This window comes from Stenotrophomonas sp. Steno-Z4, from assembly GCF_056393145.1.
Window position 1 is genome coordinate 267,000 of the sequence record NZ_JBWJPC010000001.1, and the last position, 20,753, is coordinate 287,752.

The 20,753-nt window shown below is 68.6% G+C and carries 19 protein-coding genes; 6 read left to right on the top strand and 13 right to left on the bottom strand.

Annotation, left to right across the window (positions count from 1 at the left end):
- Positions 1-2: 2 nt before the first annotated feature.
- From AC06E7_RS01255 to AC06E7_RS01300, 10 genes are read right to left on the bottom strand one after another with little or no spacing between them, the layout of a single operon-like run.
- Positions 3-668: an EscR/YscR/HrcR family type III secretion system export apparatus protein gene (locus tag AC06E7_RS01255; RefSeq protein ID WP_095363516.1), complete on the bottom strand. Its 666-nt coding sequence runs from the start codon at positions 666-668 to the stop codon at positions 3-5.
- Positions 665-1,615, bottom strand: coding sequence for a FliM/FliN family flagellar motor switch protein (locus AC06E7_RS01260; protein ID WP_478062587.1), 951 nt, complete (start codon positions 1,613-1,615; stop codon positions 665-667). The genes AC06E7_RS01255 and AC06E7_RS01260 overlap by 4 nt, the downstream gene beginning before the upstream one ends.
- Entirely contained in the window at positions 1,612-2,859 is a 1,248-nt protein-coding gene (locus AC06E7_RS01265; protein ID WP_478062589.1) for a hypothetical protein, read from the bottom strand. The genes AC06E7_RS01260 and AC06E7_RS01265 overlap by 4 nt, the downstream gene beginning before the upstream one ends.
- Positions 2,850-3,296, bottom strand: a complete 447-nt coding sequence (locus AC06E7_RS01270; RefSeq protein WP_354277003.1) for a hypothetical protein — start codon at positions 3,294-3,296, stop codon at positions 2,850-2,852. The genes AC06E7_RS01265 and AC06E7_RS01270 overlap by 10 nt, the downstream gene beginning before the upstream one ends.
- Positions 3,280-4,530 carry a FliI/YscN family ATPase gene (locus tag AC06E7_RS01275; RefSeq protein WP_478062592.1) on the bottom strand — a complete coding sequence of 417 codons (1,251 nt, stop codon included), beginning with the start codon at positions 4,528-4,530 and terminating at the stop codon, positions 3,280-3,282. The genes AC06E7_RS01270 and AC06E7_RS01275 overlap by 17 nt, the downstream gene beginning before the upstream one ends.
- Before the next feature lie 44 nt (positions 4,531-4,574).
- The gene (locus tag AC06E7_RS01280; protein WP_068853572.1) at positions 4,575-4,970 is read right to left on the bottom strand and encodes an InvB/SpaK family type III secretion system chaperone; all 396 of its coding nucleotides are present in this window, start codon (positions 4,968-4,970) and stop codon (positions 4,575-4,577) included.
- Complete coding sequence (locus tag AC06E7_RS01285; protein WP_478062594.1) at positions 4,967-7,033, bottom strand: EscV/YscV/HrcV family type III secretion system export apparatus protein; 2,067 nt, start codon at positions 7,031-7,033, stop codon at positions 4,967-4,969. Before AC06E7_RS01285 ends, AC06E7_RS01280 begins: the two co-directional genes overlap by 4 nt.
- Positions 7,030-8,157: a type III secretion system gatekeeper subunit SctW gene (gene sctW / locus AC06E7_RS01290; protein WP_478062596.1), complete on the bottom strand. Its 1,128-nt coding sequence runs from the start codon at positions 8,155-8,157 to the stop codon at positions 7,030-7,032. Before sctW ends, AC06E7_RS01285 begins: the two co-directional genes overlap by 4 nt.
- Complete coding sequence (gene sctC / locus AC06E7_RS01295) at positions 8,138-9,826, bottom strand: type III secretion system outer membrane ring subunit SctC (protein WP_478062598.1); 1,689 nt, start codon at positions 9,824-9,826, stop codon at positions 8,138-8,140. Before sctC ends, sctW begins: the two co-directional genes overlap by 20 nt.
- Before the next feature lie 3 nt (positions 9,827-9,829).
- Positions 9,830-10,507: a helix-turn-helix domain-containing protein gene (locus AC06E7_RS01300; protein WP_068853576.1), complete on the bottom strand. Its 678-nt coding sequence runs from the start codon at positions 10,505-10,507 to the stop codon at positions 9,830-9,832.
- 187 nt (positions 10,508-10,694) lie between these two features.
- Here AC06E7_RS01300 and gloA2 point away from each other — a divergent pair, with 187 nt between their 5' ends.
- From gloA2 to rnfB, 5 genes are all read left to right on the top strand, one after another.
- Entirely contained in the window at positions 10,695-11,087 is a 393-nt protein-coding gene (gene gloA2, locus AC06E7_RS01305; RefSeq protein WP_217537727.1) for an SMU1112c/YaeR family gloxylase I-like metalloprotein, read from the top strand.
- Between the two features lie 109 nt (positions 11,088-11,196).
- Positions 11,197-11,646: a DUF2147 domain-containing protein gene (locus AC06E7_RS01310; RefSeq protein ID WP_478062600.1), complete on the top strand. Its 450-nt coding sequence runs from the start codon at positions 11,197-11,199 to the stop codon at positions 11,644-11,646.
- A gap of 123 nt (positions 11,647-11,769) precedes the next feature.
- The gene (gene metG / locus AC06E7_RS01315) at positions 11,770-13,848 is read left to right on the top strand and encodes a methionine--tRNA ligase (protein ID WP_478062602.1); all 2,079 of its coding nucleotides are present in this window, start codon (positions 11,770-11,772) and stop codon (positions 13,846-13,848) included.
- Between the two features lie 20 nt (positions 13,849-13,868).
- Positions 13,869-14,459, top strand: coding sequence for an HAD family hydrolase (locus AC06E7_RS01320; protein ID WP_210130802.1), 591 nt, complete (start codon positions 13,869-13,871; stop codon positions 14,457-14,459).
- 25 nt (positions 14,460-14,484) lie between these two features.
- Positions 14,485-14,913 carry an Rnf electron transport complex subunit RnfB gene (gene rnfB, locus AC06E7_RS01325; protein ID WP_478062604.1) on the top strand — a complete coding sequence of 143 codons (429 nt, stop codon included), beginning with the start codon at positions 14,485-14,487 and terminating at the stop codon, positions 14,911-14,913.
- Here the strand turns inward: rnfB and AC06E7_RS01330 are convergent.
- Entirely contained in the window at positions 14,894-15,241 is a 348-nt protein-coding gene (locus AC06E7_RS01330; protein WP_068853582.1) for a RidA family protein, read from the bottom strand. The two genes, rnfB and AC06E7_RS01330, sit on opposite strands and share 20 nt — an antisense overlap.
- Positions 15,242-15,436: 195 nt before the next feature.
- On the opposite strand from AC06E7_RS01330, the gene mprF reads away from it, so the two are divergent.
- The gene (gene mprF, locus AC06E7_RS01335) at positions 15,437-17,995 is read left to right on the top strand and encodes a bifunctional lysylphosphatidylglycerol flippase/synthetase MprF (protein ID WP_478062606.1); all 2,559 of its coding nucleotides are present in this window, start codon (positions 15,437-15,439) and stop codon (positions 17,993-17,995) included.
- Positions 17,996-18,003: 8 nt separating this feature from the next.
- Here the strand turns inward: mprF and AC06E7_RS01340 are convergent, their stop codons facing one another.
- Both AC06E7_RS01340 and AC06E7_RS01345 read right to left on the bottom strand, forming a co-directional pair.
- Positions 18,004-19,404: a hypothetical protein gene (locus AC06E7_RS01340; protein WP_478062608.1), complete on the bottom strand. Its 1,401-nt coding sequence runs from the start codon at positions 19,402-19,404 to the stop codon at positions 18,004-18,006.
- Positions 19,382-20,737: a virulence factor family protein gene (locus AC06E7_RS01345; protein ID WP_478062610.1), complete on the bottom strand. Its 1,356-nt coding sequence runs from the start codon at positions 20,735-20,737 to the stop codon at positions 19,382-19,384. The genes AC06E7_RS01340 and AC06E7_RS01345 overlap by 23 nt, the downstream gene beginning before the upstream one ends.
- Positions 20,738-20,753: the final 16 nt, after the last annotated feature.

Consider the following 20,753-nt stretch of genomic DNA (forward strand, 5'->3'; position numbering starts at 1 on the left):
GGCTACATCGGCACGTCGAGGTACTGGCGCACCAGACCCTGCGACAGCAGGCTCCAGCCATCCATCGCCACGAACAGGATCAGCTTGATCGGCGCGGAGATGGTCACCGGGCTCATCATCATCATGCCCAGCGACAGCAGCACGCTGGAGACCACCAGGTCGATCACCACGAACGGCAGGTACAGGTAGAAGCCGATGCGGAACGCATCCTTCAGCTCGCTCAGGGCATAGCTGGGCATCAGCGCGAACAGCGAGCGCTCATGCGGTTCCAGGTCCGGCACCGGCATGCCGGTTTCGGCATGGCGGGCGCGCTCGAAGAACTTCACCAGCTCGGGGTCCGAATAGGTGGCCAGGTAGACCTTGTAGCCGTCCAGGCTGCTGTCGAGGAAGGTGACCACCGCCGCCACCGAATTGAGCGGGGCGTCCAGCGCCAGGTAGGCGTCGTACATGTTCTGCACGATCGGCTGCATCACGTAGAACGCCAGCATCAGCGCCAGTGCATTGAGCACCATGTTGGAAGGCACCTGCTGCAGGCCCAGGCCGTTGCGCAGCAGCACGAACACCACGGAGAACTTCAGGTAGCAGGTGCCGGCTGCGATCAGGAACGGCAGCAGCGCAGCCATCGACATGACCGCGATCAGCGAGATGTCGTTGTTGACGAAATTCATGGCAGCACGGGCGCCTGCGCCAGCTGTACGCCGAGCTGGTCACCCACCTGCACCAGCTCACCGCGGGCGATCAGTTGGCCGTTGACCCGCAGCTGCAGCTGCTTCCAGGCATCGGCGGGCAGGTGGAACACGGTACCGGGCTGCAGCCCGTCCAGTTCGCCGACGGCGTGCTGCAGCTGGCACAGCACCACATCCACGTTCACCGGCAGGCGCTTGATGTCGATACCGGGCGCGGTGGCGGCCGTGGGTGCCGGGGCGGATGGGGCGATCTCGGCGCTGCCGTCGTCGTCGTCGAGGAAATCGAAGGGTGTGTTCACGGAGATGGTCTCTAGGGTGAAGTCGAAGGAGTACAGGCGGCGGCCACCCGTGCGGGCGACCGGCAGCAGCTGGTCGAGCAGCAGCACCGCACCCGGGGCCAGGCCGCGCACACGATGCAGCGGCAGGCACAGGCGGGCGATACCCAGGTCGGTACGAACGCGCAGCGCACGGAGCGGTGCGGCCAAGGGCGCCGCAGCGGCGCACCCGGCGTGTTCGATCCAGGCAGGCCCCTGCGCGGTGGGCAGGCAGGGCTGCGCGCCCTGCCCCATCGCAAGCGCGTTGATGGGCACCACGTCCTGCAGGGTTACCTGCGCGCCATGGAAGGGCTCAGCGGCGATGTCCAGCAGCGGTCGCTCGGGCAGCCAGCACGCCAGTGCGTTGCGGTCCACCAGCTCCGACCAGGCCAGTCCGCCCATCGCGGGCAGCATCGCAGGGCACCACTGGTCCGCGGCAACCGCCAGACGCAGCACGCCGCCGCGCCCGCTCACGTCGAAACGCAGCATGGCGCCGCGCGTCGGCAACGGTTGCTGGTCAGGCGTGATGCCCATGCGTGCACGCGCCGCGAGGTTGGCCGCCTGGGTGGCCTGGGCCGGTGTCAGCGTTGGGAAGGGCCAGCGCCGCACGTTCATGCGTGGCCCTGGCCGCCGCGGCGGCGCCGTTCGTCGGTGGCGCTGTCGCTGCTTTCGACGGCGATCTGCAGGTCAGCGCCCGGCGGCGCCAGCGCGGAAGACAGTGCCTGGCCGACCCGTGCCGAGGACGGCTGCAGGACCAGGCGGTTACCGTCCACGCGTCCACTGACCGAGTGACCCGCGCCTGCGCCCCAGCTCTTGAAGGACACGTTGAAGTGGCTGGCGGTGTCGGCGCGCTGGGCCATGGCCGTCTGCAACGCTTCGGCCTGGCGCACCGCGCGGACATGCTGGCGGGTGCCGAGGTTGGCTTCGGCACGACGCGCGTCGGCCATTGCCTGCGCGTCGGGCGCGGCTTCGCCGGTGTGCGGTTGCGGCATCACGGTGGCACCTGCGGCCTGTGCGAGGTCGGTCGGGGCGGCGCGGCCGGCGGCTGGCAGCAGTTCCGGCGCTGACGGTTCGGGAGCTGCCGCAGCGACCGGGACATCCCTTGCCGGCGCCGTACGCATCATGTCGGCACTCACCGGCGCGCCAGGCGATGCATCACGCGCGGTCCGCTCACCCTGCCCCGGCTGCACCCGCGAAGGCAGTGCTGATGCCGTGGTGGCGGTGTCGGCCTGTGCCAAAGCGGCAGGCGGGCCGGGCTTTTCTGCGGTATCGATCACCGCGCCACCGTTCAGGGAGGCGGCGTGCAGGTTGGCGGTGGCGTTGCTGGGCGCCGTGGCGGCCGGCACCTTGGCGCCGGGCAGGACGCTGCCCTCCACCGCTGCTGGCAGCAGCGCCGCGGGTTCATTGCCGGGCATGATCGGGGCCGCAGGACTGGCCACCGTCGGCAGCGGCCGTGAGGTGATGGCCGGCAGCACGGGCGCTGCAGCCGCCTGCGCGTGTGCGGCCATTCCGCGCCGAGCGCGGTGGTCGATGTCCTGCCCGTCCCTGCCGCCCTCGCGTTGCACCGTCGCCAGGATGTGGACCTCACGCTGCGGCAAGGGTGCGGAATCACGCGCCCACTCCTGCTCAACATCTCTGTCCGACTCGTCCGGCGCCCACACCGCGACGTCACCGGGGAAAGGCGACTGCTCCGGCGCTTCTTCAGCGGTGGGTTCGGCAGTGGGTTCAGGAGCCCGCTCGGCCGCCTGCTGCGCGGTCGGCCGGGGCTGCCTGGCCTGCACGCGCTCGCTCAGGGAGACCGCATCGACGGGGCTGGCCGCCATGACGGCAGCCTGCGGTTCTTGGATCTTCAACGACATGTGTATTCCTCTTGGATCTGGCGCTCCTGGCGGCGCAGGCGCGCCTGCCGGTGCTTCTGGTCGATATGCGCGCCGACGGCCTGCAGCCGGCGCGCGCGTGAGTGGTTGCCGGCGGCGGCATGGCGCAGTTCCAGCTCCTGCTCGCGGGCGTCGCCGGCCTGCTCCTGCAGGTGGCCGGCGCGCAGTTCGCATTCCAGGACATGCGCCCGGGCAATGGCGACGCCGCGCAGGCGCTCGAACAGGCGCTGGCGGTCCAGCCCGTGTTCCTCGCCAAGCTGCGCGGCCTGCAGGCGCTCGTCTGCCGCGCTGCGCAGGGTCTGCGCTTCGCGGTCCCGTTGCGCAGCCTGCTCTGCCTGCGCGCGGGCGTCGCGGCGCAGGCGGTGGGCGCGATGCTCCAGCAGCGTGGCCAGCCGCGCGGGGTCAGCGGGCGAGCGCATCAAGTGCCTCCACCGCCGCATCAAAGGTGACCGGTTCGTGCAGCGGCTGGCGCAGGAATGCCAGCAGGCGCGGTTCGCGCGCCACCGCATCGTCCTGCTCGGGCTGCGCACCGGGGCGGTACTCGCCGATGTCGCGCAGCAGCTGCAGGTCATCCAGCCGGCCCATCACCGCGCGCACGCGGGTGGCCGCGGCGGCCTGGCGCTCGCTGGCCAGCTGCGGGTACAGCCGGCTGGCGCTGCGCAGCACGTCGATGGCCGGGAAGTGGCCGCGCTGGGCCAGGCGCGGGCTGAGGTACACGTGGCCGTCCAGCAACGATTTGACTTCCTCGCCGACCGGGTCGGGGTCGGCATCGTCTTCCAGCAGCACGGTGTAGAACGCGGTGATGCTGCCGGACTGTGCGTTGCCCGGGCGCTCCACCAGGCGTGGCAGTGCTTCGAACACCGACGCGGGGAAACCACGGCGTGCCGGCGGTTCGCCGGCCGACAATGCGACGTCACGCAGCGCGCGCGCGTAGCGGGTGGCCGAGTCCATGACCAGCAGCACCCGGCTGCCCTGGTCGCGGAAGTATTCGGCAATCCGGGTGGCCACCATCGCCGCGTTGACGCGGGTGGCCGGCGAGGTATCGGAGGTGGCCTGCACGATGATGGTGCGCGTGGCTGCCGGACCATGGCGGATGGCATCGACGAAGGAGGCCACTTCACGGCCCCGCTCGCCCACCAGCGCCACCACGCGCACATCGCAGTCGGCGTTGGCCAGCAGCATCTCCACCAGGGTGGTTTTGCCGCACCCGGCTGCGGCAAAAACCCCCATGCGCTGGCCTTCGCCTACGGTGAGCAACGCGTCCAGGGCACGGATGCCGGTGGCGAACGGGGTCTGGATGGCACGGCGCTGGCGATAGTCCAGCGGCGCAGCCTGCACCGGTGCCGATACACCGGCTACGGTCACGTCTTCGCCATCGCGCAGCCACTCCACCACTTCACCGAACCCGTCCAGCACGCACCCGAGCAGATGCGTGCCCAGTGCCACCTGCAGCGGGCGACCGGTGGCAGCCACCACCACGTCGGCTGCCAGCCGCACCGGGGCACCAATCAGCGCCAGCGTGGCCACGCCATGGTCGACCCGGGTCACCACGCCATGGGTGAGCACACGGTCGTCGCCCGCCGAATGGCGCACGTGGCAGTGCTCGCCCACCGCGACATCCGGCAGGGGTACCCGCAGCTCGCCGGCACGCATCGCGACCGGCGTGGCACAAGGGCGCCAGCAGGGCGTGGCCGCTGTCACCGCAGCAGGGCCTGGAGTTCGATCACGCGCGCGTGGAACCCTTCGATGGCAGCGGCCAGCAGGCTCGACTCGTGGCGACAATCCGGCTGCAGCGCGCCGCCGACCAGGCAACCGTCTTCAAGCTGGCGAAGCGCCAGGCAACCATTGGCGAAGTGTGCGGCCGGTGCCGACAGCGCGGTGAGCAGCTCATCGGCACGGTTGCTGAAGCGCTCGGCCGGCGAGGTATCCAGGCGGCCCCACAGGTACACCATGTCGTCCACCGGATCGAGCAGAAGCTCGCCCACGTCGGCAAAGCCCATCACCACCGAGGAGTGGGTGTCGAACTGGAACCGCGATGGGTCGCAGCCCAGTTCCTTGAGGGCGGAGTTGAGGGTATCCAGCAGGGAGGTCATAAGCTTCTCATCACATCAAGGGTGACCGTGTCGGAGATCTCGGCGAACGAGAGCACCGCGGTCGAGGGGAGGCGGGTTTCAATGAAGCGCTTGACGAAGCGGCGGATGTCCGGCGCGACCATCAGCACCACGTCGGGGCGGTGCGCGGCGACTTCGCCGACATGCAGGGCGAAGCGATCCATCAGCTCACCGGCTTCGGCCGGCTCCAGGTTGAGGTAGGCCGCACCCTGGCTCTGGCGGATGCCGGCGCGGATCTGGTCTTCAACCGGGCTGGACACCAGGATCGCGGGAATGCGCCCATCGCGGGCGAAGCGCGCGGAGATGTAGCGGGCCAGTGCGCCACGCACGTGCTCCACCAGCAGGATCACGTCCTTTTCGCGCTGGCCCCACTGGGCCAGGGTTTCCAGCACCACCTTCATGTTGCGGATGGAAACGTCCTCGCGGAGCAGGCGCTGAAGCACTTCGGCCACGCGCTGGATCGGCATGTGCCGGTAGGTTTCCTTGACCAGTTCGGGGAAGCGCTTCTCCAACGCGTCCAGGACATGCTTGGCTTCCTGGATGCCGAACAGCTCACCGATGTTGCGCTGTACCGCGCCGTGCACCAGCCGGCGCAGTTCCTCGTAGTCGCTGGAGACATCGCACCCCAGTGCGCGGACGTCTTCGTGCGCGTCGGCCAGCACCCAGCGCGCGGTGCCGCCGTCGTGCGGTACCACCAGGCCCATGTCGAGTGCCTCCAGTTCGTCCTGCCGGCCCCAGACCCGCACGTGCCCGCTGACCACGTGCGAGGACGCTGCCGGAATCTCGTTGATCAGCACCTTGACCTCGTGGTCCTTGGCCGGGGTGTGGCTGCGCAGGACCAGCGGTGCGAGCTGCATGCCAGTGTTGACGAAGGCGTCGTGACGCAGCTGCTCTTCCCATTGGCCGGCAACGCCCGCCTCATGCAGCGACGGCGGCATCAACAGGATCAGCGGCAGGGTTTCGCTGGTGAGGCGGGCGTTGCCGGTGTCGCCCTTGGCGGCCGGCGGCGCAGCGCCGCCCTGCCCTGTCCCCGGGGTGCCGCCGGCATCGGCGGTCTTGGCACGGCGCAGGCGCCACACCAGCATGGCCGCCAGGCCCACGGCCAGGCCGGCGAACACCGGCAGCGGGAAGCCGGGCAGCAGGCCCAGCAGCAGCACCAGCACTGCGCCGGTGCCGAGTACCACGTTGCTGTTGAACAATTCGCCCAGGATGTTGGCGCCCAGGTTGTTGCTCTCGCCGCTCACCCTTGTGACGATGAAACCGGCGCTGATGCAGATCAACAGTGCGGGAATCTGTGCGACCAGGCCATCGCCGATGGTCAGCAGGGTGAAGGTGTTGAGCGCCTGCGAGAACGCCATGCCATGCTGCAGCATGCCCACGGCGATACCGCCGAACAGGTTGACGAACACGATCACGATGCCGGCGATGGCATCGCCCTTCACGAACTTCATGGCACCGTCGTAGGAGCCGTACAGCTGGCTTTCGCGTTCCACGTCGCGGCGGCGGCGCTGTGCTTCTTCCGAGGTGATGGCCTCGGCGCGCAGGTCCGCGTCGATGCTCATCTGCTTGCCGGGCATGCCGTCGAGCGAGAAGCGCGCCACCACTTCACCGATACGCTCGGAACCCTTGGTGATCACGATGAACTGGACCAGGGTGATGATGGCGAAGATCACCGCGCCCACCACCAGGTTGTCGCCCACCACGAAATCGCCGAAGGCACTGATGATGTGGCCGGCATCGGCGTCGAGCAGGATCAGCCGGCTGGTGCTGACCGACAGCGCCAGCCGCATCAGCGTGGTGAACAGCAGTACCGAGGGGAACGTGGAGAAGTTGAGGATGCGCTCGACGTAGAACGAGCTCAGGAAAATCACGATGGCCACGGCCATGTTCAGGCCGATCAGCAGGTCGACCAGGATCGTCGGCAGCGGGATGATCAGCATGGCCACGATCACGGCCATCAGCACCACCAGGGCCAGCTCCGGGCGCAGGATGCCGCGGGCACGCTGGCCCCAGCCGCCTGCGGGGTTGTGGGTCACCGTGTTCATACGGCCACCCCACCGGCGTGGCCGGCGCTCCAGCGTTCGCGTTTCATGCTTTCCACCACCACCCTCTCCAGGGACTGCGCCGCGCGTTCACGCGCGAGGTCATCGCTCCATACCGCATCAGGCAGACCGCCCAGCGCGCGCCGCAGCGCCTGCACCAGGCGCGCACGTTCGGGCGCCGACAGCGCCACCCGCGCATCGGCCAGGGGGCCGGCAAACAGCCCGGCCCAGTCCTGCAGTCCGCGCACCACATCCAGCAACCCGCCGACCACCGCTTCGGCGGTGGTGGAAAGCCGCGCCAGCAGCCGGTCGCGGGTGGCTTCCTGGACCAGCAGGTGGTCGGTCGAGCGCAGCACGGCCAGGTTGCGCACCTGGCGCAGCAGCCGGCCGAACTCCAGGTGCGAGGCACTGGGGTCGAGTGAGTACATGTCCGCGCCGAGCGCCTGCTCCATGAAGTCGACCACCTGCGCGCGCCGCTCGAATCCGTACAGCGCGATCCAGCCGGCGTATTCGCCCACGCAGTCCTGGTGGTTGCCGATGAAGTCGCGGTAGCTCTGGCGCAGCGCGCGGGCCGAGAACTGGCTGCCGCGCGCGGCCAGCCGCGCCTTGATCGCCACGTTCAGGCCACCGCGCGTAGCCGCGCCATTGCCCTGCGCGGTCTCTTCGGCGAGCAGCTGCTCCAGCGACTGCTGCAACAGCTCGCGCAATTCCTCCAGTTCGTCATCGGCGATCAGCGAGCGCAGCACCGCCAGCATGTCGCTGGGATCGGGGAACAGCTGCCGGAGCAGGGCCAGCAACTGCACGGGGCTGCGCATGCCGTCGAGCAGTGCGCGCAGGTCCGTGACCTTGGCGTGCACCTCATCGTCCAGAACATGGTCGATCCACGCCTGCGATTCCATGCTGGCACCGGTCTGCTGGCCGTCGCGGCGATTGCGCAGCGAGGCTACCAGCGCGGCCAGGTCGTCCTGCATGGACATGGCCGTGGCCAGCGAACCGGGCCTGGACGGCTTGCCCAGACCGGACAGCAGGTCCTTGGCGGTGTCGTCACGGTCGCCCTGCGTGCTTGCCTGACGAGGGGTCACCGGCAGCGGCGCGGAGACGGGTCGATTAATGGCCGGCAGTGCCATGCGCGCCCTCCGCGGAGTTGAACTGCGGATGCACCGCACGCAGCGAATCGCGCACCGAGTCGCCCACGCCGGCGCCATATACCTCGGGCATGCGGTACGGGTCGACCGGGTCACTGCCGGTGAGCAGGCGCGGCTGGATCAGGAACACCCGCACGTGGCTTTCGGCCGAGCGGCTGTCCTGTCCGAACAGCCGGCCCACGCCCGGGATGCGGCGCAGGCCGGGAATGCCGCTGTAGCCGTCGTCGGCCGAGGAACGGGTGTAACCGCCAACCAGCAGGCTGAGCTGCTGCGGCACCCGTGCAACGGTGTCGATGACCGTGCGGTTTACCAGCGGCAGCGCATCCACCGTGCGGGTGGCGTCGGCGGCGCCATCCTCGATCTTCAGCTGCATTTCCACGTCATGACTGCTTGAGATGCGCGGCAGCACGCTGATCAGGGTGCCGTAGGTCACCTGCTCCAGCGACACGGCCCGGTCGCCCACCAGCTGTGCATAAAAGGTCTGGTTGCTGTCGAAATAGGCCGGGATGTTCTCCTGGGTCAGCAGTACCGGGCGCGAGATGATGTGTGCATCCCCCTTGCTGGCCAGTGCCTGTACCGAGGCCAGGAACCGCGTGCCATCCAGCGTGCTGACCGACTTGCCCTGGTTGATGCCGATGGACAGGCGGTTGCCGATGTTGATGCCACCGCTCCAGTTCACGCCCAGGCGGTCGAGCTCGGTCTTCTTGATGTCGATGATCCACAATGACAGTTCGATCTGCTTGCGGGGAACGTCCAGTTCGCCGACCAGTCGCTTGACCTGTTCGATCTGCGCCAGCGTGCCGCGCACGATCAGGCTGTTGGTTTCCGCATACGCCATCACCACGGCCGGCGCGGGGCCGGTCGGCACCGACGGGGACACCTGGCCAGGCTGCGCCAATGGCGCGGTGGCAGGCAGGATCTCTTCGGCGATGGCGGCCGGGTCAAGCGGGGCCGCCGGCTGCTTGACCACTGCACCGAAATCGCCCAGTTTCAGCACGCCGGCCAGCACCTCGGCCACGCCCGGCAGCGCGATTTCCGCGCTGCGCAGGCCATATCGGCGACCATTGACGAAGCTGTGCTCCAGCTTGATCACTTCCACATGGTGCGGGCTGGCGTCGGCACCTTCATACAGGTCGTCCAGATAGCGCGCCGCGTTCATCACGATGTCCACGTACACCGGCGGGCCGGCCACGTAGAAGGTGCCATCGGCGCCGCCGCCGCGCACCGGGTAGCGGGTATCAGACAACCGCGCCTTGCGCAGAAAGTCCGACAACGTGGCGATGGAGGTGTGCCGCAGGCGACCCACGGCGTTTTTCTGCTCGTCGGCGTCATACACGTAGATGGACTGGACGTCGCTGTACCAGACCAGGCCCAGTTCGGCGGAGACCTTGGCCAGCACGTCGAGCGGGCGGGCCAGATCGAAGCTGCCGCTCACCTTTTTCTTCAGTGCCTTGGGGCTGATCACCACGGCCTGGCGAGCACGCGCGCCGATGGCATTGAGCAGGTGGCTGGCGCTGTCGGCGCGGGAAACGAAGCCGGAGGCATGCGGCAGGTCGGCGCGATCCTGGATCGCGGTGCCTTCCAGCGGGGTCTGTGCGAAGGCCAAGGAAGGAACGGTCAGCAACAACAAGTACAACGTCAGGGAACGCATGGATCACTCGTTGGGCGTCGAGACGGCCCGGTAGACGGAAAGGGGCGAACAACCGATCAGCGATTTCACGTCGGTGCAGAAGTGCGACAGCGACGCGTAGCCGTGATCGGCGGCGAGGTAGGTGAACGAGCGCGCGCGGCCGGGATAGGCCAGCAGCGCGCGCGCGGCGCGCTGGATGCGCAGCTCGCGCTTGAGCGGGCGGCCCAGTACCTGCCGGCAGCGCCGGTGGAACTGCGCCGAGGACAGGCCATAGCGCTGGGCCAGGGCGGCCACGGAGTTTTCGCCGCCTTCGTCCAGCAGGAAACGCATCAGGCCGTAGCTTTCGCTGCGCGCCAGGTGGCGCAGCAGCTGGGCGGCCTGGCCGTCGTCGGGCTGGCCGGCACCGCGGGCGAGCTGGTCAATCAGCCAGGCGGCTGCCACATCAGGGTCTTCCAGCGCGGCCTGCGCCACCCAGCACACCGGCTGCGGCTCACCGGCCGGGCGCAGCACGTTGCTGGCATGGTCGAAGTGGGCCAGCGCCCGTGCCATGCCACTGCCGGCCAGCGCGACGGCGTTCAGCGCGCTGTTGCGCGGCAGCGGCACGCCGGCCAACAGCAGGCGGTCACCGGGCGCAAGCTGAATGACCTGCCCAGCGACGGTGAGGTCGATAGGGTCCTGCCCTGCATTGACGATGACGTGCATCCGACCACTCCCGTTCAGGCATTTGCCGAGGCGGGACGCGGTCTGCGGCCCTTCTCGATGAGGGCTGCATGTTGGAGACGGCCGGGGGGCAAGGCTCTACAAGAAGTTAGAAAGCCGGCGCGAGTTGCGGTATTTGTAGCGACCCCACCCAGACGGTTGCGCCGATGCGCCACCAGGAATCGATCCCATGACACCGCTGCTCGGCATCCACCATGTCGCTCTGATCTGTGCCGATTACGACCGTTCACGCGACTTCTACGTCCGCGTGCTCGGCCTCACGGTCAAGGCCGAACACCACCGCGCCGCGCGCGATTCGTGGAAGCTGGACCTGGCCCTGCCTGACGGTGGCCAGCTCGAGCTGTTTTCCTTCCCGTCGCCGCCGCCGCGGCCCAGTCGCCCGGAGGCGCAGGGCCTGCGTCACCTGGCCTTCCGGGTGGCTGCACTGGAGCCAATGATTGAACGCCTCGCGGCCGAAGGCGTGCCCTGCGAGCCGATCCGCGTTGACGAGTACACCGGCCAGCGCTTCACCTTCTTCGCTGACCCCGACGGGCTGCCGCTGGAGCTGTACGAAACCACCTGAATGCGTTGTGGCTGACCGCCGGGATGCGTTCCGTACCAGAGCGAATGGGTATACAGTCCAGCTGTCCCGGCCCCGCGCCGGCATTCACGTACATCCCTGGGAGGGGAACATGCGCAAGACCTTCAAGACCCTGCTGCTGGCACTGCCGCTGGTGATGGCCGCGATGTCGGCTTCGGCGGCCGACGGCGCGGTTGGCCGCTGGAAGACCATCGATGACAAGACCGGCAAGGTGAAGTCCATCGTGGAGATCACCCAGGCCGCCAATGGCACGTTGAGCGGGAAGGTGGTGGAAGTGCTGCACTCGGACAAGGGCCCGAACCCGGTCTGTGACGACTGCAGCGGCGCCAACAAGGGCAAGCCGGTAAAGGGCATGACCATCCTGTGGAACCTGAAGCAGGACAAGGGCAGCACCACCAAGTGGTCCGGCGGCACCGTGCTGGATCCGGCCAACGGCAAGACCTACAAGTCCAAGCTGGAGCTGCAGCCGGGTGGCAAGAAGCTGGACATGTCCGGCTGCGTGTCGTTCATCTGCCGCGCCCAGACCTGGGTACGCGAGTAAATCCCGCCGCGTAAAGCGCTGGCAGATCAACGACATGGGGCTGGCGAGGGATGACCGCGCCGGCCCTTCGTCTTTCCGGGGAGCATGCGATAATCCCGCGTTCCCCCCGCACCCGCGCAGATCATGACCCGCACCGCTCTTGTCACCACCGCACTGCCCTACGCCAACGGCCCGCTGCACCTGGGCCATCTGGTTGGCTACATCCAGGCTGATATCTGGGTGCGCGCGCGGCGAATGAGCGGCGGCAAGACCTGGTTCGTATGCGCCGACGACACCCACGGCACCCCGATCATGCTGGCGGCCGAAAAGGCCGGGGTGACCCCGGAAGCGTTCATCGCCAACATCCAGGCCAGCCACGAGCGCGATTTCGCCGCCTTCGGCGTTGCGTTCGATCATTACGACTCGACCAACTCGGCCGGCAACAAGGCCCTGACCGAGGCGTTCTACCTCAAGCTCGAGGCGGAAGGCCACATCACGCGCCGTTCGGTGGCCCAGTTCTACGACCCGGCCAAGGGCATGTTCCTGCCCGACCGCTACATCAAGGGCATCTGCCCCAACTGCGGCACGCCTGACCAGTACGGCGACAACTGCGAAGTGTGCGGCGCCACCTACGCCCCCACCGACCTGAAGGACCCGCGCTCGGTCATTTCCGGCGCCACGCCGGAAATCCGCGATTCGGAGCACTTCTTCTTCGAGGTCGGTCGGTTCGAAAGCTTCCTGCGCGAATGGCTGGCCGGCGATGTCGCCCTGCCCGGGGTGAAGGCCAAGCTGGGTGAGTGGCTCAATGCCGAAGGCGGCCTGCGCGCGTGGGACATTTCCCGCGATGCGCCCTATTTCGGCTTCCAGATCCCGGGCCACCCGGGCAAGTACTTCTATGTGTGGCTGGATGCGCCGATCGGTTACCTGTCCAGCTTCCAGGCGCTGTGCGCGAAGAACGGCGAGGATTTCGACGCGCACCTGCGCGCCGGCACCAGCACCGAACTGCACCACTTCATCGGCAAGGACATCGTCAATTTCCACGGCCTGTTCTGGCCGGCGGTGCTGCACGGCACCGGCCACCGCGCGCCGACCCGCCTGCACGTCAACGGCTACCTCACCGTGGATGGCGCGAAGATGTCCAAGTCGCGCGGTACGTTCGTCATGGCCCGCACCTTCCTGGATGCCGGGCTGGAGCCGGAGGCACTGCGTTATTACTTCGCGGCCAAGTCCTCCGGCGGTGTCGACGATCTCGACCTGAACCTGGGCGACTTCATCGCGCGCGTGAACGCCGACCTGGTCGGCAAGTTCGTCAACCTGGCCAGCCGCTGCGCCGGCTTCATCAGCAAGCGCTTCGACGGCCGCCTGGCCGACGCGCTGCCCGATGCCGCGCAGTACGACCGCTTCGTGGCCGCGCTGGCGCCGGTGCGCGAGGCGTACGAGCGCAATGATCCGGCTGCCGCGCTGCGCCTGACCATGGCGCTGGCCGACGAGGCCAACCGTTACATCGACGAACAGAAGCCGTGGGTGATCGCCAAGCAGGAGGGCGCCGACGCCCAGCTGCAGTCGGTGTGCACCCAGGGCCTGAACCTGTTCCGCGTGCTGGTCACCGCGCTCAAGCCGGTGCTGCCGGCTACTGCCGCGCAGGCCGACGCCTTCCTGGCCGCGCCGGTGCAGCGCTGGACCGACATCGCCTCCCCGCTGCTGGCCCACACCATCGCCGTGTACAGCCCGCTGTTCACCCGTATCGACCCGAAAATGATTGACGCCATGACCGACGCTTCCAAAGACACCCTCGCCGCCCCCGCACCTGCGGCCCCGGCCAAGCCCGCCAAGCCGGCGGCGCCTGCTGCCGCGCCTGCCGCCGCTCCCGCTGCTACGGCGGAAGGCCCGGCGTATATCGGGATCGACGATTTCGCCAAGCTGGACCTGCGCATCGGCAAGGTACTGGCCTGCGAGTTCGTTGAAGGCTCGGACAAGCTGCTGCGCTTCGAGCTGGACGCCGGCGAGCTGGGCAAGCGCCAGATCTTCTCCGGTATCCGTGCCAGCTATGGCGAACCCCAAGCGCTGGTCGGCCGCAGCGTGGTGTTCATCGCCAACCTGGCCCCGCGCAAGATGCGCTTCGGCGTGAGCGAAGGCATGATCCTGTCGGCCGGCTTCGACGGTGGCGCGTTGGCGCTGCTCGATGCCGACAGCAGCGCGCTGCCAGGCATGCCGGTTCGCTGATGCCTGCCGGGAGGGCGTAGATGGAATTGGCCCTTGTCGACTTCGATCACACCGTCACCGACTGCGATACGTACGCGCGTTTCCTGCGCCGGGTGGCCACGCCGGAGCAGTTGGCCCAGGCGTGGTGGAAGGTGGGTCCGTGGCTGTTGGCCTATCGGTTGAAGTTGATTTCCGCCGAGCGCATCCGTGCGCGCGTGACCCGGTTGACCCTGCGCGACCGCCACGCCGACGATATCGCCACCCTGGCAGCCGGGTTCTCCCGCGAGGTGCTGCCCGAGGTGGTGCGCCCGCAGATGCTGGAGCAGATCCGCTGGCACCTGCAGCAGCGGCATACGGTGGTGATCGTGTCCGGTTCGCTGGACCTGTACCTGCGCCCGTGGTGCGAGGCACTGGGGCTGGACCTGATCTGCAACCGGCTGGAAAGCCAGGATGGCCGCCTGACCGGGCGCTATGCGGAGGGCGACTGCGCGCCGCACAAGGCCGACCGCATCCGTGCGCGTTATGACCTGTCACGTTACGTGCGCATCCATGCGTACGGCGACAGCCGCGAAGACCGGCCGATGCTCGCATTGGCGCAGGAACGCTGGTACCGCGGAAAACCCCTGAAATGAAGCTCCCGCGCAGCCGACGCCACGCATGACATCGCCTTCCCTGCCCCTGGTCGAACGCCTTGACCGCCTGCTGCCGCAGACCCAATGCGGTCAGTGCGGCTACGACGGCTGCCGCCCGTACGCCGAGGCGATGGCGCGTGGCGAGGCAGGCGTGGACCACTGCCCGCCGGGAGGTGATGAAGGCGCGCGCGCGCTGGCACGCGTGCTGGAAGTGCCGGCGCTGCCGTTCGACCGCAGCCGCGGCGAGCACAAGCCCGCGCAGGTCGCGCGGGTAGTCGAAGCCGACTGCATCGGCTGCACCAAGTGCATCCAGGCGTGCCCGGTGGATGCGATCGTGGGCGGCGCCAAGTACATGCACGCCGTCATCGCCGATCTGTGTACCGGTTGCGAATTGTGCATTCCACCGTGTCCGGTGGACTGCATTGAACTGGTGCTTACGGCAACGCGGCCGTAATCACGATCTCCACTTTCCAGCTCGGGTCGGCCAGCTTGGCTTCCACCGTCGCACGCGCCGGGGTCATGCCCGCCACCACCCACTCGTCCCACGCCGCGTTCATGCCGGCGAAATCGCCGATGTCGGCCAGGTAGACCTCCGCGCGCAGCACGTGCTGCTTGTCGCTGGCCACCAGCGCCAGCAGCTTGTCGATCTCGGCCAGCACCTGGCGGGTCTGGCCGGTGATGTCCTGGCTGGTGTCTTCGGGGATCTGCCCGGACAGGTAAGCAACCTTGTTGTGCACGGTCATTTCGGACATGCGCGGACCGACGTCGAAACGTTCCAACATGGCGATGGCTCCTCTGTGATGGTCCGGGCATTGTCGCCGAAGCGGGGTAACGCTGTCGTTGCGGCCGATCCCAGCGGCCACAGCGCGCACAGCCACCCGGCTTGGCAAGTCCCCGGCGGAAGCGCACGATGCGCCGGCGAGGCACGCTGGCGTGCTTTGACCTCTTCATCGCCTGCCCCGGAGCACGCTGTACCGATGACCGATCCTGCACCTGCCCCCTCGCCCCGCGTCGGCTGGCGCCGCGCGGCGACCGTCGTCTTCAGCCTGGGCATCCTGGCGCTGGCCCTGCGTGGCCTGGCCAACGAATTCGACGACCACGGCTATCGCGCCATCCGTGAGGCCTTCCACCAGCTGGGCGCTGGCCAGATCGCACTGACCGTCATCCTGGGTCTGGCGAGCTATGCCTGCCTGATCGGATTTGATGCGATCGGCCTGCGCCGCAGCGGCAAGCGCCTGCATCCGGCGCGGGTGGGCATCACCGCCTTCCTCGCCCACACCCTGGGGCAGACGCTGGGCTTTGCGGCACTGACCGGCGGTGCCGTGCGCCTGCGCGGCTATGGCGGCGCCGGGCTGAGCCTGGCCGAGATCGGCCAGGTGGTACTGATGAGCACGCTGGGCTTCGTGTTCGGCGCCTGGCTGCTGTTGGCGCTGGCCTTCCTGCTGGAACCGGGCGCCGCCGCACTCGCATTGCCCGTGTCGGCGCAGGCCGTACGCGTGCTCGGCGCGGCAGGCCTGCTCGCCTACGGGGGCACGGTGCTGCTGGTCGGGCGGGAGGGCCGCAGCTTCCAGATCCGCGGGCACGCGCTGTGGCTGCCCGATCGCCGCACGATGCTGGGCGTGACCGCGCTCAGCGTGGTGGAGCTGGTGCTGGCCAGCGCGGCGTTCTACGTGCTGCTGCCGATGGATACCCCGACCGGGCTGCCCGGGTTTGTCGGCCTGTATCTGGTGGCCGTGCTGGCCGGACTGATTTCCAGCGTGCCGGCCGGGTTGGGCGTGTTCGAGTGGAGCCTGCTCAAGCTGCTGCCGCAGGTGGCGCCAGCTGCGGTGCTTGCAGCGGCCCTGATCTATCGGGTCACCTACTACGTGCTGCCGTTGCTGCTGGCCACCGTGCTCGCTGTAGCGCCGGCCATGCGCCGCCCGCTGCGGGTGGGTGCAGGGGCCACCCGCGCCGGCTGGACCGCGTTGCGCCCGTGGCTGCCGCAGATCATCGCGCTGGCAGTGTTCAGCGTGGGCGCCGCGCTGGTGATCGACGGCACCCTGCCAACGCCGCGCCGGCACCTTCTGCATACCTCGCTGCCGATCCTGGAAACCTCGCACCTGCTCGGCAGCCTGGCCGGCGTGGTGCTGCTGCTGATCGGCCAGGGCCTGCAGCGGCGCAGCCATGCGGCCTGGATGCTGGCATTGGCGATCTGCGTGATCGCGCCGCTGCCGATCTGGCTGCGCGGCGGGCAGGTGCTGATCGCGCTGGCCTCGGTGCTGGTGGCGATGGCGCTGTGGGCGTCGCGTCGCGAATTCTACCGGCAGGGCGCGCTGCTCGACGAAGCGTGGTCGTGGCCGTGGATCCGCAACCTGGGGCTTGTGCTGGTGGCGGTGATCTGGCTGCTGTTCTTCGTCTACAGCCATGTCGAATACCAGAACGAGCTGTGGTGGCAATTCGCCGCGCAGGGCAACGCACCGCGTGCGTTGCGCGCACTGCTGGTGGTGGCGATCGCGTTGGCCATCTTCGGCCTGGCGCGGCTGCTGCACAGCACCCGCACGCCCCTGCCGGCAGCCGACCCGGCCACGCTCGACGCGCTGGCGCCGATCCTGCAGGCGGCGCAGGACACCCAGGCCTGCCTGGTGCTCACCGCCGACAAGGCCGTACTGCGCGACGATGCCGGGCGCGGCTTCGTGATGATGCAGCGCTACGGCGGTTCGCTGATCGCGATGGGCGATCCGGTCGGCCCCCCCGACGTCGCACGCGCCTTGATCTGGCGCTTCCGCGAGGAGGCGGATCGCCTTGGCCTGCGCCCGGTGTTCTATCAGGTCGGCGAAGCGTACTGGCAGACCTATCTGGACCTTGGGCTGACCCTGGTGAAACTGGGCGAGGAAGCGATGGTGCCGCTGCAGGACTTCGGGCTGGAGGGACGCGAACGCGCCGACCTGCGCCAGGCCTGGAACCGGGGCAAGCGCGGCGGCCTCAGCTTCCGCGTTGCACCGCCCGGCGAGGTTGCCGCGTTGATTCCCGCGCTGGCCGCGGTATCGCAGCAGTGGCTGGACGACAAGGCCGGCGACGAGAAAGGCTTCTCACTGGGCAGTTTCGATCCGGATTACCTGGTGCGCTTCCCGGTGGCCGTGGTCGAGGCCGAGGGCCGCATCGTCGCCTTCGCCAACCTGTGGCAGGCACCGGCCGGGCACGAGCTGTCGGTGGACCTGATGCGGCACGTCGACGATGCACCGAAAGGCACGATGGATTTCCTGTTCATCGAGCTGTTCCTGTGGGGGCGTGCGCAGGGCTTCCACCGTTTTTCGCTGGGCATGGCGCCCTTGTCGGGGCTTGCCCAGCACCGCCTGGCCGGGCGCTGGAACCGCTTTGCCAACGTGGTCGCACGGCACGGCGAGCGCTTCTACGGCTTCAGCGGGCTGCGCCGCTTCAAATCCAAGTTCGCGCCGCAGTGGCGCGCACGTTATCTGGCGGCGCCGGGCGGCATGCACCTGCCGGCGGCGCTGCTGGATGCGACACGGTTGATTTCACTGGCACCGCGAAAGACGTAACGCGGCGGTCAGGACCCGCGCTTCATCTGCGCAAACGCCGCAGTGAAGCCGGCAATGCTCTCGCTGCCGTGTACGGCACTCAGCGCCTGCTCGGCCAAGGCACGCTCCTCCCATATCCACGCGAGCTTTGGGTCTTCCCCCAACTCGCGCCACACCGACTCGAGTCCTTCGACGGAGGGTTGCGCGCCGTCGAACAAAGCCTGCGCGTAATCCAGGCTCGCCGGGCGCCAGGTGAGGTAGGCCACTGCACGCTGTGACAGCGGGATGCCGGTAACCGCGTCGGGCAGGAAATAACGCGCGCTGGCAGGCCAGGTGGGCTGCGCGTCCGACGCATCCCCTGGCGGTGCCGCCAGCCGCTTGAGCGACTCACCGCTGACCTGCAGCACCTGCGGCTTGCCCTTTTCGCCGGCCGCCGCCGAACGCTTGTCGCTGCCCAGGGTGAACGCATAGGCCTTGTCCTGCTGCGCGCGGGCGGCCATTTCCACCACCGCGTTGCGGAGCTTCAGGCAATCCGCGCCGATCGCGGTCGCGCCACCGGCCTTGGTTTCACCCACCAGCACCACGTCGTTGCCGTGCATCAGCAGGAAATCGAGCTCTCCCTTGACGTGCCTGCTCTCCGCCGGGCGCAGCGCAGGCGGGACGTTGGCACCACGGACGATGCGATAGCCCGGATCATCGCTGGAAGCGGTCGCCTCGTTCATTGCGTTGCAGAGCTGTGTCAGTGCGGTGCCGACGCGATCTTCCACGTCCCGCCCGCGCGCGCCGCCACCGCTTCGGGACTGATGCGGCGCCCGCTGCGCCAGATATTCGATCACGCTGGCGTTCCGTTCCAGTTCCTGCTTTTCGGCCAGCACGTCCGCATGCGGCGCGAAGTCGGCCGCGATTTTTTCGCCCAGCGCGCAGGCGCCTGCCGTCACGCTGGCCCACTCGCCCCTGCCTGCCCGGGCATCGTCCACGGCGGCGGCGAGCGCTTGCAGGTGCGACTTCCTGGCTGGATCCGGTTCGCGCTCGATGCGCGCAGGATGCGCGAGGTCCCTCAACTTCTTCGCGGCCTGCAGCGCGGCCTCGCATTTCGGGGAAGCGACCAGCAGGCGATAGTCCTTCACCTTGGGAAAGCGATGCTGCAGGATCGCCTTGCGCAGGTCGACGTCATTGTCCCTGACCAACCGATCCAGCGTTTCCTTCAAGCCTGCGCAGAACTGCTCGCGGGTGGAGGCATTACGGTCTCCCGCGCGCCAGAGCGACAGGGCGTCGGCCATCTTCTGCGCGGAAGACCCATCCCCCGCCCGGGGCGCGGAGCGGTCATCGGCCATCAGCGCGTACAAGCGCCGTTCGATGGGCGCATTGGGGATCATCGCCGGCGCCTGCAGGGGTTCGACCGCACCATCAACGCGCCGGCAGGTGCTCAAGCAGCGTCTTCGCCAAGCGGTCGTAGTCGCCCTTGAAATGGTGATCGCCCGGCAGCGCAATCACCGTGGCGCCGCCCTTCGGCAGCTCCGGGCACAGTGCATCGCCATCGTCCTCGCCGTACAGGCACACCGTCCGGTCCGCCGGCAACCGGGCGATCTCAGGCGCAATGGGCAGGCCATCCGCGCCGCCGCCCAGCCAGTTGCTGACATGGAATTCGTAATCCGCCTTGCGCCCTACCGACATCAGGCCGATCAATGCGATCGACCCGCGCGTGGCCGGGTCGAGCTGGTTGATGGCCGCCGGCAGGACATCCGCGCCCTGCGAGAAGCCCACCAGCAGCAGCCGCTTGCGTTGCCACTGGCTGCCGTAATGGCGTGCGATGCGTTCCAGGTCGCGGGCGAATCCTTCGGGCGTTCGCGCCGTCCAGAAATAGCGCAGCGAATCCAGGCCGACCACCGAAATACCGTTTTCGCTGAGCGCGGCGGCAACATCCTTGTCCAGCCCCGCCCAGCCGCCGTCGCCGGAAACGAAGATGGCCAGGGTGTCGCCGCCCTTCTGCGCGGGCACTTCCACCACCGGCAAGCCGTTGAGGCCATCCGGCGGCGGCGCCAGGCTGACACCCTTCTGCGCACCGATCACGTTCGCGGCTGCCAGCAGTCCGGGCAGGTCATCGCCCCGCGCGGTGCGTTGGAACTGCCGCCCCATCTCCACCTTGTGCACGAACGCTGTGGCGTCACCTGCCGCGCACTTGCGGTCACCGGCGGCGTTCAGCCACGGAAACGCCAACTCCGCCGGCTGCAGGCGGCCATGGCTGACACCGGCGCCGCACACCGCGCGCTCGCGCGCCTGGTCGGGGCAGAACCCGGTGGTGATCAAGCCGGCGAAGACCTGCGTATCGGCCTGCGCCGCCACTGCATAGGCCAGCTCGGCGCCGCTGCCATCGCCGCCGATCAGCGGCAGGTGGTAACCGGACACGTGCAGGTACGCCTGGAACCAGCGCGAGAAATTCTCCACGTCGCCTGCGCCAAAGCTGCACTTGCCGCCCCCTTCGTGGGCCAGACCGGTGCGCAGCCGGGCGACATCGACCTGGGCCACCAGGGCGCCCTGCGCGCGCAGGGCCTCGATGCGCTCGCGCGTGCGCTCGGGTTCGCTGCCACCATCGAACCAGACCACCACGCGTTGCGGGTGGCCTTCCGGCGCGTGGATCGGGACGTCGTTGAAGCGCCCATGGCTGACCTGCTGCGGCGCCGCCGGGGCCGCTGCGGCCCCCATCATCATCGACACCAGGCCCAGCACCACTCCCAGTCCCCTGCCCACACTGGCTCGCCGCATCGTCACGCATCCCGGA

Excerpts from the sequence above, each read along its gene's own strand:
- AC06E7_RS01330 (WP_068853582.1), bottom strand. The coding sequence starts at position 15,241 with ATGTTGGAACGTTTCGACGTCGGTCCGCGCATGTCCGAAATGACCGTG.
- mprF (WP_478062606.1), top strand. The coding sequence starts at position 15,437 with ATGACCGATCCTGCACCTGCCCCCTCGCCCCGCGTCGGCTGGCGCCGC.
- AC06E7_RS01320 (WP_210130802.1), top strand. The coding sequence starts at position 13,869 with ATGGAATTGGCCCTTGTCGACTTCGATCACACCGTCACCGACTGCGAT.
- AC06E7_RS01265 (WP_478062589.1), bottom strand. The coding sequence starts at position 2,859 with ATGTCGTTGAAGATCCAAGAACCGCAGGCTGCCGTCATGGCGGCCAGC.
- rnfB (WP_478062604.1), top strand. The coding sequence starts at position 14,485 with ATGACATCGCCTTCCCTGCCCCTGGTCGAACGCCTTGACCGCCTGCTG.
- AC06E7_RS01275 (WP_478062592.1), bottom strand. The coding sequence starts at position 4,530 with ATGCGTGCCGGCGAGCTGCGGGTACCCCTGCCGGATGTCGCGGTGGGC.
- AC06E7_RS01280 (WP_068853572.1), bottom strand. The coding sequence starts at position 4,970 with ATGACCTCCCTGCTGGATACCCTCAACTCCGCCCTCAAGGAACTGGGC.
- AC06E7_RS01300 (WP_068853576.1), bottom strand. The coding sequence starts at position 10,507 with ATGCACGTCATCGTCAATGCAGGGCAGGACCCTATCGACCTCACCGTC.
- sctC (WP_478062598.1), bottom strand. The coding sequence starts at position 9,826 with ATGCGTTCCCTGACGTTGTACTTGTTGTTGCTGACCGTTCCTTCCTTG.
- gloA2 (WP_217537727.1), top strand. The coding sequence starts at position 10,695 with ATGACACCGCTGCTCGGCATCCACCATGTCGCTCTGATCTGTGCCGAT.
- sctW (WP_478062596.1), bottom strand. The coding sequence starts at position 8,157 with ATGGCACTGCCGGCCATTAATCGACCCGTCTCCGCGCCGCTGCCGGTG.
- AC06E7_RS01260 (WP_478062587.1), bottom strand. The coding sequence starts at position 1,615 with ATGAACGTGCGGCGCTGGCCCTTCCCAACGCTGACACCGGCCCAGGCC.
- AC06E7_RS01310 (WP_478062600.1), top strand. The coding sequence starts at position 11,197 with ATGCGCAAGACCTTCAAGACCCTGCTGCTGGCACTGCCGCTGGTGATG.
- AC06E7_RS01255 (WP_095363516.1), bottom strand. The coding sequence starts at position 668 with ATGAATTTCGTCAACAACGACATCTCGCTGATCGCGGTCATGTCGATG.
- AC06E7_RS01345 (WP_478062610.1), bottom strand. The coding sequence starts at position 20,737 with ATGCGGCGAGCCAGTGTGGGCAGGGGACTGGGAGTGGTGCTGGGCCTG.
- AC06E7_RS01285 (WP_478062594.1), bottom strand. The coding sequence starts at position 7,033 with ATGAACACGGTGACCCACAACCCCGCAGGCGGCTGGGGCCAGCGTGCC.
- AC06E7_RS01270 (WP_354277003.1), bottom strand. The coding sequence starts at position 3,296 with ATGCGCTCGCCCGCTGACCCCGCGCGGCTGGCCACGCTGCTGGAGCAT.
- metG (WP_478062602.1), top strand. The coding sequence starts at position 11,770 with ATGACCCGCACCGCTCTTGTCACCACCGCACTGCCCTACGCCAACGGC.